We start from the raw sequence: 13,759 nt of genomic DNA, 5'->3' as shown, positions 1-13,759 counted from the left end.
CATTATGCGGATGCCTGCTCTTCCTCTTCTTCCAAGCGGACAGATACGAGCTTCGACACGCCGCCTTCCTCCATCGTTACCCCATAGAGGACATCCGCCTCTTCCATGGTACCTTTGCGGTGTGTAACCACGATGAACTGTGTAAGCTCCGAGAATTCGCGCAAATATTGCGCGAAGCGGGATACGTTCGCCTCATCCAGCGCAGCTTCAACCTCGTCAAGCACACAGAATGGTACAGGCTTAACCTGTAAAATAGCGAACAGCAAGGCGATCGCTGTCAAGGCTCTCTCTCCTCCAGACAACAGCTGCAGGTTTTGCAGCTTCTTGCCCGGCGGCTGAGCGACGATGTCAATTCCGGTATCCAGCACCCGATCAGGCTCTACTAGCACTAGATCGGCACGTCCTCCACCGAACAGCTTCGCGAATACGACGACGAAATGACCGCGAATCTGTTCGAAGGTCGTCTTGAACCGTTTGGACATTTCATCGTCCATCTCCCGGATTACCTGATACAGCGTCGTTTTCGCTTCTACCAGATCATCCTTCTGCTCGGTAAGAAACTCATAACGCTCCTTCACACGCTCATATTCGTCGATAGCGCCAAGGTTGACATCTCCAAGCGCAGTAATCTGACGTTTAATATCACGTACAGCGTTCTGAGTGCCAATGATGTCCTCAGGAACCGGATAGTTCTCTTTGGCAAGCTCGAAGCTAAGCTCATATTCCTCACTGAGCTTGCGAAGCAGGTTGTCCAGCTCTACATCCAGACGGTTCGCAGCGATCTCGGTCTGACGCATTTGCTCCTCTACATGGCGAAGCTGAGCGCGCTGTTCCTTCGTCTCGCTCTCGCCATGCTCCAGCTCTTTCAGCCGGTCTGCTCGGGATGAACGCTTAAGATCCGTCTGTTCGGCGCATTCCTGCTTCTTCAGCCGCAGATGGTTAAGCTGCTCTATCTGCGATACGGTCTCTACCGCATGGCGCTCAAGCTCTTCTTCCTGCTGCTTGAACAAAGAGCGGAAGTTCGCCAGCTCTTGCTTAGCCCGTTGAATATCGGAGCGAACACGAGCTGCCTGATCCTCGAACGATTGCTTCTCTTGATCCGTCTTAGCTGCCGCGATCTTGAGGTCGGTCAGCTGACTCTGCAGCACTTCCTTCGCAGATTCACTTGCCTTACGGCGCTCTTCCGCAATTCGAATGGCTTCTTGCAATCTCGCCTCGTCCGCTGTAAGCTGCTCCAGCCTAACCTCTGCCGCCTCAGCGGTTGACTGCATCGTCTGCTTCTCTTCCAGATGACTGTTCTTGTCTGCAGAGAAGAGCTGCTCCTGCTCGCTAAGATGCTTCGCTTCATTCTCAAGCTGCTGGAGCTCGGCACGGAACTGCTGCTCCTCTATGCGGCGCTGCTCCGAAATCTCTCTAAGCTCTTCCATGTTCTGCGTACGAATCGACTGCTCCTTACGCAGATCACTGAGCTTAGCCCGGAGGTTAGCGATTGTAGCTTCGCCTTCTTTGATCTCCTGGTCCAGTGTCTCAATCTGGCGCTGGCGTCCGAGCAGGCTTGCCCCTTTCTTCTGAAGGCTGCCCCCTGACATCGAGCCGCCTGCATTCACGACATCACCGTCTAATGTAACGACTCTGAATCGATACTGGCACTTGGATGCAATGCGATTGGCTTGCTCCAGCGTCTCTGCGAGCAGCACATTGCCTAGCAAGTTGTTCACAATCGACTCGTATCTTGGTTCACAGGATACGAGATCAGCAGCTACACCGACGAAGCCTTCAACGGCTTCTGCCATACGCTTGTCATGCTCAGGCACCTGCCTTCCACGAATAACGTCGAGCGGGAGGAAGGTTGCTCGTCCCAGCTGCCGCTGCTTCAGGAAGCTAATCGCTGTCCGAGCTGATTTCTCATCCTCCATGACGATATGCTGCAAAGCACCGCCTAGCGCTGTTTCTACAGCAGTCTCGATACGCTCTGGCACTCTCATGAGCTCGGCAACAGCGCCATGAACGCCTGTGATACCTCCGGATGAGCGGCGCGAAGCTTTGAGGACCTCTTTTACACCCTGCATAAAGCCGTCTAAGGCATCCTGCATTTCCTTCATCGTATCGCGGCGGGAAACCTGTGCATCAAGCTTCTGCTCCCATTTGCGTATCGCTGTCGTTGCATCCTCCACATACTGCCCAATGTCCTTGGATTTCTCTGCCTCGCCAATGTACTTGGTCCGATTGGAAGAAATCGCATCCAGCGTCGCTTCCAGCTGCTTCGTAAGCTCAGCTCGACGTGCTGCCAGCTTCCGATGCTGCTCTGTCCATTTGGCTTGTTCCTCTGTTAATCGCTCCATTCGGCGCTGTACAGCTTCCTGCTGCTGACCAGCATAACGAATTTCGTTGCGCAGCTGAGCCATTGTGCTTAGCACTTCCAGCAATTCGCCCTTTAACGTTTCTTCTGCATCGCCGCCAGTGCTGCCCACAACACCGATCAGATTAGTCTCTTCCTCGGCCAGCTTCACCTTGATGTCGGCTAATTGAAGCTCCAGAGCAGCCGCGCGGCCGCGAAAATCAGCCTCCTCTGTAGTCAGAGAGGCTATGCGCTCATCCTGCACGGCAATAGACTCCTCAAGCTGCCGTTTGTTCTGATCGAGGTTTTTCTTACGCTCTTTCAGAACTTCTCCGAACCCTTCGCATTTCTCATACTCTTCACTATATTGGAGCATAGCCTCATGCAGCTGATCCAGCGCTTCCTCTAGTTCACGTAGAGCAAGTCGATCCTTCTCTAGGAGCGCATCATGCTTGCTTACGACAGTTGAGAGCTCAAGCTCTTCCTTGTTCAACCGATCAAGCTTGGCATTCGCTTCCGACCAATTGCTATGTACGTTCTCAATATTATGCACATACATCGAAATCTCTTGCGTCTTCAGCTGTTCCCTTAGTTGCTTAAAGTGTATCGCTTTCTCAGACTGATCCCGAAGCGGCCCAACCTGATCCTCCAGCTCGGACACGAGATCGTGGATACGCAGCAGGTTGTTCTCTGTATCCTCAAGCTTCCTCTGTGCCTCACGTTTACGCGATTTATATTTGACAATGCCGGAAGCCTCTTCAAATATACCTCGGCGGTCCTCTGAGCGAGTACTTAAAATCTCTTCGATACGTCCTTGTCCAATTATGGAATAAGCTTCTTTACCGATGCCCGTATCCATGAATAGCTCGGTAATATCTTTCAGCCTGCAAGGCTGCTTATTGATCATGTACTCACTATCGCCGCTGCGATGAACACGACGGGTTACCGTCACTTCATTATACTCAAGGGGCAAGGCTCCATCCCCATTGTCGAGCGTTAGCGAAACTTCACTATAGTTGACCGCTTTCCTCGCGTCGCTGCCGGCAAAAATGATATCTTCCATTTTGCCTCCGCGCAAGCTTTTCGCACTCTGCTCACCGAGCACCCAGCGAATGCCGTCCGAAATATTACTTTTTCCGCTGCCATTAGGTCCAACTACAGCAGTGATGCCCGTAACGAATTCCATTTCGGTTTTGTCGGCAAATGATTTAAATCCAGATAATTCTATCCGTTTCAAGAACATAATTTGGCTTTCACCTCGCCACTTATTGTATCACATCTCCCCTTTCCTCGTTAACCATTTTGACATATATATAAGGATAATTGTGAAATATATCACATTCTATGATGTCGCGAAGACATATACTGAAACCAGATCAAGAGAAAAGGAGTCGGTTAAAATGATGAAATTCTGGAGAGAGAATCGATGGGCGGCTGGAGTTGTTACTATTATCCGTTTATTCTTGGGATGGCAATGGATGACGGCAGGCTACCATAAACTGGTTGGAGGATTTGCAGCAGACGGCTTTTTAACAAATGCAGTGAACAACCCTGTGATGGATAAGGCTACACAACAGCCAGTGTATCCGAACTTTACCGCTTTTCTAGAGCATTTTGCACTGCCGAATGTCAAGCTCATCAACTTCGTTATACCGCTCGGCGAGTTCCTTGTCGGAGTAGGCCTCATACTTGGGGCTTTGACAGCAACAGCAGCATTCTTCGGACTATTAATGAACTTCATGTTCGTATTCGCAGGAACGGTTAGCACGAATCCATGGCTGATGCTGCTTGGTATCCTCGTATTCACAGCAGGCACCAACGGCGGCCGCTACGGTCTAGATTATTATGTTATGCCTCTGCTTCACAAAGCCTATAATCGCCTCACGCACCACAAGCCTGATGCGCCGAAACCGAATGACAATCCAAAAGCTAACTTAACTGCCCAGCATTAAAAGGCTACAAAACAGCCGAACAGGATCTCCATTCCTGTTCGGCTGTTTTTCTTTTATAGCTGCTCATTATCGGTAGAAAACACGCTTCCTCGCAACTATACATCTGTTTAGCTGCTTTATTTTCTTTATTGCTGTTATCCCGCTTACAAGTTGTTTCTAAGCCACCTTACGCGCACCTAAGGTTGTTTTCAGCTGATCTAAGGTGTTTACGATAAAGTGTCAGCTACTTTATCCGACACTTAAGGTTGTTTTTCGGCTTTTCAAGCTGGGTTTGCTCGTGGAGATCAGCTACATTATAACAACTAACTAAAAAGAGCTATGTTGAAGTAGTCTAATGACTATTTCAACACAGCTCTTACTGTAATTATTCCTTGGAGAGCGATTGCCACGCTTCTGATGCAGCGCGCTGCTCCGCTTCCTTCTTTGTTCTGCCGCTGCCGCTGCCATAAGCAATCTCGCCGATATAAACCTCGACGACAAACTCACGATCATGAGCTGGACCTCGTTCTTCTGTGATGCGGTATTCCACCGAGCCTAGCCCTGTATGCTGAGCCCGTTCTTGCAGCTTGGACTTGAAATCCTTGACAAGCATGCCCTTATCATTGGACTCAATGTTCGGGAACATATGTGTCTCCAGAAATTCGCGAGTCCTCTGTATTCCTGCATCCAAGTAGATAGCCCCTACAAAAGCTTCGAATAAATCAGCAAGCAATGCTGGCCGCTGCCTTCCCCCAAGCTGCTCTTCTCCTCGTCCTAGCAGGACATGGGAGCCTAGATCCAGCTGTTCAGCGAACTGAGCGAGTGATGGCTCACAGACGACGGATGCCCGCATCCGTGTCAGTTCCCCCTCTGGCCGCTGCGGGTAGGCAGTGAACAAAAATTCCGAAACAAGCAGCTGGAGTACCGCGTCACCGAGGAACTCCAAACGTTCGTTATGTTCGATCGTTCCATGCTTATGTTCATTCACATAGGACGTATGCGTAAAGGCTTGCTTCAGCAGCTTCAGCTGTTTGAAACGGAGCTGCAGACGAGTCTGCAGCTCACTAAAGGAATCACGCTTCATAAACTTTCATCACGATCGTCGCGTTATGGCCGCCGAATCCGAATGAGTTGGACAGGGCTACCCGCACATTCGCTTCACGAGGCTTATTCGGTACATAATCCAAATCGCATTCCGGATCTTGATTGTCCAAATTAATCGTCGGTGCGATAATGCCATTCTTCAGCGTTAAGCCAATAATGACACCCTCAACGCCACCAGCCGCGCCTAACAAGTGACCCGTCATCGATTTCGTCGAGCTGACTGCAACTTTGTAAGCATGATCGCCGAAAGCTTTCTTAATCGCTTTCGTCTCAGAACGGTCACCGACCGGAGTCGAAGTACCGTGTGCATTGATATAATCAATTTCTTCAGGTGCGATTCCAGCATCCTTAAGCGCTTTGACCATACACCGTGCAGCTCCATCCGGATCAGGCTCAGTCATATGATGTGCGTCTCCACTCATGCCATAACCGATTACTTCTGCATAGATACGAGCTCCACGCTTCTGAGCATGCTCCAGGGATTCTAGAATAAGAACGCCAGCACCTTCACCCATCACGAACCCATCACGATCTGTATCGAACGGACGGCTAGCCTTAGCTGGCTCGTCATTGCGTACCGACATAGCCCGCATGGAGCAGAAGCCAGCAAGCCCTGTAGGGCGAATGGTTGCTTCCGCACCTCCGCAGATCATAACGTCAGCATCACCGCGTTGAATCATTTTAAAAGAATCGCCAATTGAATGGGTACCTGTGGCACAAGCAGTTACGGTTGTACTATTCGGACCTTTAGCGCCGGTAAGCATAGATACTTGACCAGATCCCATATTCGCGATCATCATCGGAATAAAGAATGGGCTTACCCGCTTAGGGCCTTTCTCCAGCAAAATGTTGTGCTGGTCTTCCCAAGTTCCAAGTCCGCCGATGCCAGAGCCGACCATTACGCCGACACGCTCTGGATCTGCATTGCCAGTCTCACTGATATCCAGTCCAGCGTCTTTGACAGCTGCCAGGCTGGCAACTGAAGCAAACTGAACGAAACGATCCATACGACGTGCTTCTTTCTTATCTAAACCAAATGCTTCAGGGTTGAAATCTTTGATTTCTGCTGCAATTCGGGTTGGATACTCCGCTACATCAAAGGCTTCAATGTGTGATATACCCGATTTCCCTTCCAGCAGGTTCCCCCAGAATTGCTCCAATTCGGAGCCCAATGAGGTAATAACCCCCATGCCAGTAACGACAACTCTCTGTTTCATTCTATTCACCTCTAAGGACTGCAATATAGATGCGACGACTTCCACATCTTCTTCTATATATAAAGCTTACAGCTCAAATTCATAATGTGATGATAATTCCTGCTTCAGATGGAGAGAAGTCCCGTTTGTTACAACGGGACCCTGTTCTTCCTTACGTATGAGATTGTATGTATTTAACTACTTCTCCCACAGTGGTGATGGTCTCTGCATCTTCATCAGAAATTTCCATATCAAACTCGTCTTCCAGCTCCATGACCAATTCAACGACATCAAGAGAGTCAGCGCCGAGGTCATCTTTAAAGGAAGCTTCCAGCGTGACTTCAGCTTCGTCTACGCCAAGTCTGTCGACGACGATACGTTTTACACGTTCTACTACTTCGGACATCCGGTTCACCTCCTCTTTGGTATTATACGAGAATTAACGACAAAATGCCATACGTAACCGTTTTATTACGGCCTGCGGCGGTTTTAAGCAGCATTACATATACATGCCGCCATCAATATGCACGGTTTGTCCAGTCATATATGCTGCAGCATCGGATGCAAGGAACCGAACAGCTGCTGCGATATCTTCCGGATTACCAAGACGGGCCAGCGGAATTTGAGTAGATAATGCTTCCCGCGTTTCGGCAGGCAGCTTATCGGTCATTTCCGTCTGAATAAAGCCAGGGGCAATGCAATTGACTGTAATGCCTCGCGAGGCAAGCTCACGTGCACTAGCCTTCGTCAGCCCAATGACACCTGCTTTCGCAGCCACATAATTGGCTTGTCCTGGATTACCCAGTACGCCAACAACGGATGAGATATTAATAATACGTCCAGAACGCTGCTTCATCATCGGACGCGTTACCGCTTTGATCCCGTTGAACACACCTTTAAGGTTCGTCTCAATAACTTGATCGAATTCCTCTTCCTTCATACGCATAATTAAATTATCTCTTGTAATGCCCGCGTTATTCACCAATATATCAAGTGTTCCGAATTGAGCGATCGTTTCTTTCACCATCGATTCAAATTCATCCACCTTACCGACATTGGCTTTGAGCATAATCGCGCGGCGACCAAGCGCTTCCACGGCTTGCACCGTTTCTGCCGCTGCCGCCTCGCTGCCTGAGTAATTAATAGCAACGTCGGCTCCAGCTTCAGCCAGTGCGACCGCAATCGCTCTGCCTATACCGCGGGATGCCCCTGTTACAAGCGCAGTTTTACCTTCAAGACTTGCGAACATTGTAATCCCTCCTTTAGCAAAAGATCCTTGCTGCCGAGACCCCTCTTAGATGGATAGGGATTCCACAGCAGCAACACTATTAATGGATACAACACGTACGTTTTTATCGATTTTTTTGATCAAACCTGCTAACACGGTACCAGATCCAATCTCAACAAACACGTCTACGCCTTGCTTGATCATGTAACGGATACTATCCTCCCATAGGACAGGAGAGTAGACCTGATCCACAAGCAAATTCCTAATAGCTGCTGATTCTGTAACAGGCGCTGCAGTAACATTCGCAATAACGGGCACTGCAGAATCTGTCATGACAACGGATTGCAATACCTCAGCAAGCTTGTCTGCCGCAGGCTTCATTAGCGAAGAATGGAATGGACCGCTAACCTCCAGAGGAATAACTCTTTTGGCGCCAGCCTCTTCCTTCCCACGCTCAACGACCTGCAGAACGCCCGCTGCTGATCCCGAAACAACGATCTGTCCAGGACAGTTCACGTTCGCCAGCTCAACAACAGTACCTTCAGAAGTTATCTTCTGGCAGAGCTCTGCCAGCGCTTCACGCTCTGCTCCAAGAACAGCAGCCATTGCTCCTTGACCGCCAGGAACCGCCTGCTCCATGAACTGACCGCGTGCACGAACTGTACGTACCGCATCTTCGAATGACAGTACGCCGGCTGCCACCAATGCGCTATATTCACCAAGGCTGTGTCCAGCAACATAATCAGGCTTCATACCTTGGCTCTCCAGCGCCTTCAGCAAAGCTACGCTTACTGTCAAAAGTGCCGGCTGTGTGTTCGCTGTCTGCTTGAGCACCTCGTCTGGTCCTGCAAAGATTACATCACTAAGCTTGAAGCCTAGAGCTTCATCTGCTGATTCAAATACAGCTCGTGCGTTCTCGATAGTATCATAGGCATCCTTGCCCATTCCTACCACCTGAGCCCCTTGACCAGGAAATACGAATGCAATTCTACTCACTAATCAATCTCCTCCGTTACCAGATCAGTACAGACGCGCCCCATGTCAGGCCGCCGCCAAATCCTACCAACATTAAGCAATCGCCTTCTTTGACACGCCCTTGCTCAACTGCTTCTGCAAGTGCGATCGGAATCGATGCCGCTGACACATTGCCGTATTTGTCTAAGTTAATCATACACTTGTCCTCTGGCAAATCAAGGCGATTCAGTGCAGATTGAATGATCCGAATATTCGCTTGATGCGGAATAAGCAGATCAATATCTTCCTTCGTCAAGTCAGCTTTCTTCAATGCATCCTCCGCTGCGCTGCCCATAATACGCACAGCGAACTTGAATACATCATTGCCAGCCATATGAATGAAGTGCTGCTTCGAAGCCACACTGTCCTCTGATGCCGGAATGCGTGAACCGCCGCCGCTTACTTTGAGCAGATCGCCGCCACGACCATCAGCACCAAGCTCGAAGGAACGGAAGCCGCGACCTTCCGGCACTCGACCGAGCACTGCCGCACCCGCTCCATCACCGAAGAGTATGCAAGTGTTGCGGTCCGTATAATCCGTTATACGAGATAACGTCTCTGCTCCTACAACTAGTACATGCTTGTACATACCAGACGCAATCATGCTCGAAGCTGTTGCAAGGCTATAAATAAATCCGGAGCAAGCTGCGGATAGATCGAATGCTGCCGCTTGCTTGGCGCCAAGCTTCTCTTGCAGCAGGCATGCTGTCGAAGGGAAGCTCATATCCGGGGTAATTGTCGCAACGACAATCAGATCGATGTCCTCGGCAGTAAGTCCTGCCGCCTTGATCGCAATAATGGATGCTTCATAAGCGAGGTCTGAAGTAGCCTGCTCTGGAGCAGCCATTCGACGCTCACGAATCCCGGTACGAGTTACGATCCATTCATCGTTTGTTTCAACCATTTGCTCTAGCTCTTGATTAGATAAAATTCGGTCGGGAACATATTTGCCCGTTCCAATAATTCCTACAGGATGTAAATTCATTACTCCACACTCACTTCCCGCTAATTTCCGCTGCAATCGACTCGGTTAATTGACCCTGAATCGCTATCCGCGCTTGGCGCACTGCATTCTTGACAGCAACCGCGTCGGATGACCCATGGCATTTCATAACTAGACCGTTCAATCCTAACAGCGGCGCGCTGCCATGTTCCTTATAATCCATTTTATTCTTCAGCTTGCGAAGCTTAGGCATCATAATGGCAGCAGCCAGCTTCGTCATCCATGATTCCGAGAAGGAGCTCTTCAAGAACGTAAACAGCGTCCCTGCTGTTCCCTCCATCGACTTCAGCAGTATGTTGCCAGCAAAGCCATCACAGATGAGCACGTCACAGCTGCGATTCAACAGATCACGGGCCTCTACGTTACCGATAAAATGAATAGGAGCCTGCTCCATCAAGTCAAAAGCAGCCTTCGTCAGCTCATTGCCCTTGCCTGGCTCAGTACCTACATTCAGCAACCCGACTCTCGGCTTCTCCAGTCCATGCACCTTGGCCCGGTAAATACTTCCCATAATCGCATATTGTAATAAATGCTCCGGCTTGGCATCCATATTAGCACCTAGATCAAGGGCCAACACACCGATGTCATCCATAGTCGGAAGCATAGGTGCTAGTGCGGGACGCTCAATTCCGTCCAATCGCCCAACAACGAGAAGGCCTGTTGTCATTAATGCGCCTGTATTGCCTGCCGAGAGCATCGCGTCTGCCTTCTTGTCTTTGACCAATTGACCAGCAACAACCATCGAAGAGCCTTTCTTGCGGCGAACCGCTCTTACTGGCTCATCATCAGGAGTAATCACATCATCAGCATGGCATATCGTAATGTTGGCAGGCTTCTGCCCATTCAGTAACGGCTCGATAGCAGCCGTGTCTCCGACAAGAAGCAGCTCCGTATCTGGCCACTCTCTAGCCGCTTCCAATGCCCCTTGTACAATAAGACCTGGAGCGTGGTCGCCACCCATCGCATCAATCGCGATCCGCATGACTGTCTCCTCCTTCATTATCCCTATCCCCCGCGGACCGGTAAATGACAAAGTTCCCTTGAAACACCATCTCATCGCCTACATAAGTAAAGAGTTCAACCTTCGCTTTGCGCCGTTCTCCAGAAATCGAACGAACGTAAGCTTTGGCAATACATTTCTCACCAAGCTTAACCGGTCTAATAAAGCGAATATCTGCAGTGACCGTCAAAGCGATCTTATCATCTATTACAGCTACTGCCAGCGAATTTGCTTGTGCAAACACATGATGACCGCGGGCAATGCCGGTTCGCGAGAAAACATGTTCTTCTCGTATTTCAAAAATCGAAATTCCACTTTGATCCAGCTGCAGATCGACAATATCACCTATCACCTCATGCAGCGGCAGAGATTGGACTGAATCATACGAACGCTCCGCCATCAGCTTCAATCTCTCCCGAAGCTCAGGAATGCCCAGCTCCATTCGGTCAAGCCGAATCGTCTGGATACTTACCTTGAGATGCCTCGTAAGCTCCCGGTCGGTCATAAACGGATTTTCATCGATTAATCGGGCAAGCAGCTGATGCCGCTGCCGTTTGGGCATTCGTTCGATCGCCCTCCACCACCTTTTCAGTATAGTGACTTCTTCTCTATCTTTCACCGCATGACGTGTGGCTACCCATCTATGGACAATGCGAGCCATGCGTACAAGCGTGACCGCACAGAATAATGGCTGATATTATCACCTGGTACTAAACAATTATATAAAAAATAGCCCCGTTAAGCAATGAGGCAATAAAAAATAGCACCTCATCGTAATGAAGTGCTATTGTGGGAAAATCCCGAGATTATTGGGAAATAATCTCTTTCGTTTTGTAGTATCCGCACACTTTGCATACGTGGTGAGCCAATTTCAGCTCTCCGCATTGCTCGCATTTCACCATTCCTGGTACTGCCAGCTTAAAGTGCGTGCGACGTTTGTCGCGGCGAGTTTTGGACGTTCTTCTTTGAGGTACTGCCATGTTTCCCACCTCCTTCACAGAATCGATAGGCTTTACGCTATTGTTCTTTAAACAGATCCTTGAGCACGGCTAGACGGGGATCGATGCGATCCGTCGTGCAGCTGCAAGTGTGTTCATTGAGGTTCTGTCCGCATGTGTGACAAAGACCTTTACAATCGTCACTGCACAGCGGAGCAAAAGGCATAAAGAGCTGAAGCGCTTCTTCCACATAAGGCTTCAAGTCTAGAATTTCTTCTCTTACCGCAATGTAGTCTCCTTCATCGTCTTCAGGCTCATCTTCTTCCTTGGAAGAAGGCTCGAACTGCTCGAAGAAAGGAATTGTCGTATGCTCTTGCTGTGGGTCTAGACAACGGGAGCAAGCTAGCTCCCAATCGATGTCCAGTTGGCCATCGACGGTAATGCCGCCTTCGTTCCCGGCCACTTGAAGTGACACATGGAGCGGACCCGTGCTTACGACATCGATTCGTCCTTCAAATAGGGTCGACACATCAAGCGTTTCGTTGACCGTCGCCTTAATCCCTTTGGACATTGTTTCTTTAACATGAAACTGCATCATATCACCCCAAACAAACAAAAATTATTATATCTATTTTTACGATGTTTTGTCAACATTTTCACAGCGTTTTTCATATATTGTCCTGATTTCTGGTGAATATATCGCGCTGCTCTGTGCTATGATGGGACATATATCCAACGGGAAGCAAGGAGAGCTGCTATGCGTACAGTAGGACTAATAGTTGAGTATAACCCATTTCACAACGGTCATCAATATCATTTGCAGCAATCGCTCAAAATAACAGGAGCTGACACGGTCGTTGCCGTCATGAGCGGCCACTTCCTGCAGCGCGGCGAGCCTGCTGTTATGGACAAGTGGACGCGGACTGAAGCTGCACTGAGAGGCGGCTGCGACCTCGTGATCGAGCTCCCGACCGCATACGCAACGCAAGCAGCGGAATGGTTCGCATATGGTGCCGTTTCACTGCTTGAAGCGACTGGTGTCGTCGATGCGTTCTGCTTCGGCACAGAAAGCGGAGAGCTCGAATCCATGCAGGCAGCTGCGCGCGTCGTTGCTAGTGAGCCCGAGGATTTCAAAGCACTGCTTAAGCAGAAGCTGGAGACTGGCGTCAGCTATCCTAGTGCTTATAGTGCTGCCATTGCTGATCATCTATTCGCAACCGGACTTCACGAAGCCGCAGCATTCCCCTACGCGCTTCCGAATCACACCCTTGGCCTTCATTATTTAATTGCGCTAGAGCGCATTAATGGACGGATGGAGCCGCATACGATACGCCGCGAGAAATCAGAATACGGACAGACTACCGTTACCGATCAAGCAATCGCCAGCGCCACAGCAATCAGAAAGCTGCTGCTTGAAGGTGGAGAGCTGGAGGGTGCTCGACCTTATGTACCTGCTACTACATTCTCTGTAATGGAACGGGAATGGGCAGCAGCCCGGAGTCCGGTAAGCTGGGATACGTTCATTCAGCCACTTATCCATGCTATCAGTACAAGTACCGCTCACCAGCTATCAACGCTGCGTGAAATTTCTGAGGGGCTTGAGCATCGGATCATCCAAGCGCTGCCGAGATTAGATGAGCTTGCGTTCGAGCCGTTTCTGGGCGTTCTCAAGACGAAGCGTTATACGCGAACGAAGCTTCAGCGCTCACTCCTCTCTATATTGCTCAATCATGCCAAAGAGGATTTCACCGCAGAGCGGCTTGCCTCAGGTGTACAATATTTGCGCGTCCTAGGATTCAGTGAGAAAGGCAGACAGCTTCTGCGGAGAATGCGTACGGAAGCGAAGCTGCCTGTCCTGCTAAGCGCTGCTAGACCGCCTGGCAGCTACCGTTACTTGGAGCTGGATACCCAAGCTACTGCAGCCTATATGCTGGCTCAGCCCGGTCATCGTTCAGCTGTTGCGTTATATCGCGATTATACGGACAAGCCGATCATCGTGTAAGGGAC

The 13,759-nt window shown here is 49.9% G+C and carries 13 protein-coding genes; 2 read left to right on the top strand and 11 right to left on the bottom strand.

Annotation, left to right across the window (positions count from 1 at the left end; translation table 11 throughout):
* Positions 1-2: 2 nt before the first annotated feature.
* Positions 3-3,581 (bottom strand): chromosome segregation protein SMC, encoded by a 3,579-nt coding sequence (gene smc, locus AC6ESP_RS04195; RefSeq protein WP_497095432.1) that lies wholly within the window; start codon positions 3,579-3,581, stop codon positions 3-5.
* Between the two features lie 157 nt (positions 3,582-3,738).
* Between smc and AC6ESP_RS04190 the strand changes: the two genes are divergently transcribed.
* Entirely contained in the window at positions 3,739-4,290 is a 552-nt protein-coding gene (locus AC6ESP_RS04190) for a DoxX family protein (RefSeq protein ID WP_497095431.1), read from the top strand.
* Positions 4,291-4,654: 364 nt separating this feature from the next.
* Here the strand turns inward: AC6ESP_RS04190 and rnc are convergent, their stop codons facing one another.
* The 10 genes from rnc to AC6ESP_RS04140 form a co-directional block, all read right to left on the bottom strand.
* Complete coding sequence (rnc, locus tag AC6ESP_RS04185) at positions 4,655-5,353, bottom strand: ribonuclease III (protein ID WP_497095430.1); 699 nt, start codon at positions 5,351-5,353, stop codon at positions 4,655-4,657.
* Positions 5,343-6,590 carry a beta-ketoacyl-ACP synthase II gene (fabF, locus tag AC6ESP_RS04180; RefSeq protein WP_497095429.1) on the bottom strand — a complete coding sequence of 416 codons (1,248 nt, stop codon included), beginning with the start codon at positions 6,588-6,590 and terminating at the stop codon, positions 5,343-5,345. Before fabF ends, rnc begins: the two co-directional genes overlap by 11 nt.
* Positions 6,591-6,741: 151 nt before the next feature.
* A complete protein-coding gene (locus tag AC6ESP_RS04175) occupies positions 6,742-6,975 on the bottom strand; it encodes an acyl carrier protein (protein ID WP_497095428.1) in 234 nt (77 codons plus the stop codon).
* A 93-nt stretch (positions 6,976-7,068) separates the two neighbouring features.
* Positions 7,069-7,818: a 3-oxoacyl-[acyl-carrier-protein] reductase gene (gene fabG, locus AC6ESP_RS04170; protein ID WP_497095427.1), complete on the bottom strand. Its 750-nt coding sequence runs from the start codon at positions 7,816-7,818 to the stop codon at positions 7,069-7,071.
* Between the two features lie 45 nt (positions 7,819-7,863).
* On the bottom strand, positions 7,864-8,793 hold the full coding sequence (fabD, locus tag AC6ESP_RS04165) for an ACP S-malonyltransferase (protein ID WP_497095426.1): 930 nt from the start codon (positions 8,791-8,793) through the stop codon (positions 7,864-7,866).
* Between the two features lie 16 nt (positions 8,794-8,809).
* Positions 8,810-9,796, bottom strand: a complete 987-nt coding sequence (locus AC6ESP_RS04160) for a beta-ketoacyl-ACP synthase III (protein WP_497095425.1) — start codon at positions 9,794-9,796, stop codon at positions 8,810-8,812.
* Between the two features lie 10 nt (positions 9,797-9,806).
* Complete coding sequence (gene plsX / locus AC6ESP_RS04155) at positions 9,807-10,796, bottom strand: phosphate acyltransferase PlsX (protein ID WP_497095424.1); 990 nt, start codon at positions 10,794-10,796, stop codon at positions 9,807-9,809.
* Positions 10,780-11,376, bottom strand: coding sequence for a transcription factor FapR (fapR, locus tag AC6ESP_RS04150; protein ID WP_497095423.1), 597 nt, complete (start codon positions 11,374-11,376; stop codon positions 10,780-10,782). The genes plsX and fapR overlap by 17 nt, the downstream gene beginning before the upstream one ends.
* Before the next feature lie 244 nt (positions 11,377-11,620).
* Positions 11,621-11,794, bottom strand: a complete 174-nt coding sequence (gene rpmF, locus AC6ESP_RS04145) for a 50S ribosomal protein L32 (RefSeq protein ID WP_006036546.1) — start codon at positions 11,792-11,794, stop codon at positions 11,621-11,623.
* 37 nt (positions 11,795-11,831) lie between these two features.
* Positions 11,832-12,323 carry a YceD family protein gene (locus AC6ESP_RS04140; RefSeq protein WP_497095422.1) on the bottom strand — a complete coding sequence of 164 codons (492 nt, stop codon included), beginning with the start codon at positions 12,321-12,323 and terminating at the stop codon, positions 11,832-11,834.
* A 186-nt stretch (positions 12,324-12,509) separates the two neighbouring features.
* Between AC6ESP_RS04140 and AC6ESP_RS04135 the strand changes: the two genes are divergently transcribed.
* The gene (locus tag AC6ESP_RS04135; RefSeq protein ID WP_497095421.1) at positions 12,510-13,754 is read left to right on the top strand and encodes a nucleotidyltransferase; all 1,245 of its coding nucleotides are present in this window, start codon (positions 12,510-12,512) and stop codon (positions 13,752-13,754) included.
* The last annotated feature ends 5 nt before the right edge of the window (positions 13,755-13,759 follow it).

Source organism: Paenibacillus xinjiangensis, from assembly GCF_059686975.1.
Note: the sequence above shows the minus strand (reverse complement) of the source record. Positions and strands in the feature narration are given on the sequence as shown.

Bases quoted from the DNA above. Each gene is read 5' to 3' on its own strand.
- AC6ESP_RS04135 (WP_497095421.1), top strand. From the start codon at position 12,510: ATGCGTACAGTAGGACTAATAGTTGAGTATAACCCATTTCACAACGGT.
- smc (WP_497095432.1), bottom strand. From the start codon at position 3,581: ATGTTCTTGAAACGGATAGAATTATCTGGATTTAAATCATTTGCCGAC.
- fabF (WP_497095429.1), bottom strand. From the start codon at position 6,590: ATGAAACAGAGAGTTGTCGTTACTGGCATGGGGGTTATTACCTCATTG.
- rnc (WP_497095430.1), bottom strand. From the start codon at position 5,353: ATGAAGCGTGATTCCTTTAGTGAGCTGCAGACTCGTCTGCAGCTCCGT.
- AC6ESP_RS04175 (WP_497095428.1), bottom strand. From the start codon at position 6,975: ATGTCCGAAGTAGTAGAACGTGTAAAACGTATCGTCGTCGACAGACTT.
- rpmF (WP_006036546.1), bottom strand. From the start codon at position 11,794: ATGGCAGTACCTCAAAGAAGAACGTCCAAAACTCGCCGCGACAAACGT.
- plsX (WP_497095424.1), bottom strand. From the start codon at position 10,796: ATGCGGATCGCGATTGATGCGATGGGTGGCGACCACGCTCCAGGTCTT.
- AC6ESP_RS04160 (WP_497095425.1), bottom strand. From the start codon at position 9,796: ATGAATTTACATCCTGTAGGAATTATTGGAACGGGCAAATATGTTCCC.
- AC6ESP_RS04190 (WP_497095431.1), top strand. From the start codon at position 3,739: ATGATGAAATTCTGGAGAGAGAATCGATGGGCGGCTGGAGTTGTTACT.
- AC6ESP_RS04140 (WP_497095422.1), bottom strand. From the start codon at position 12,323: ATGTCCAAAGGGATTAAGGCGACGGTCAACGAAACGCTTGATGTGTCG.
- fabG (WP_497095427.1), bottom strand. From the start codon at position 7,818: ATGTTCGCAAGTCTTGAAGGTAAAACTGCGCTTGTAACAGGGGCATCC.
- fapR (WP_497095423.1), bottom strand. From the start codon at position 11,376: ATGCCCAAACGGCAGCGGCATCAGCTGCTTGCCCGATTAATCGATGAA.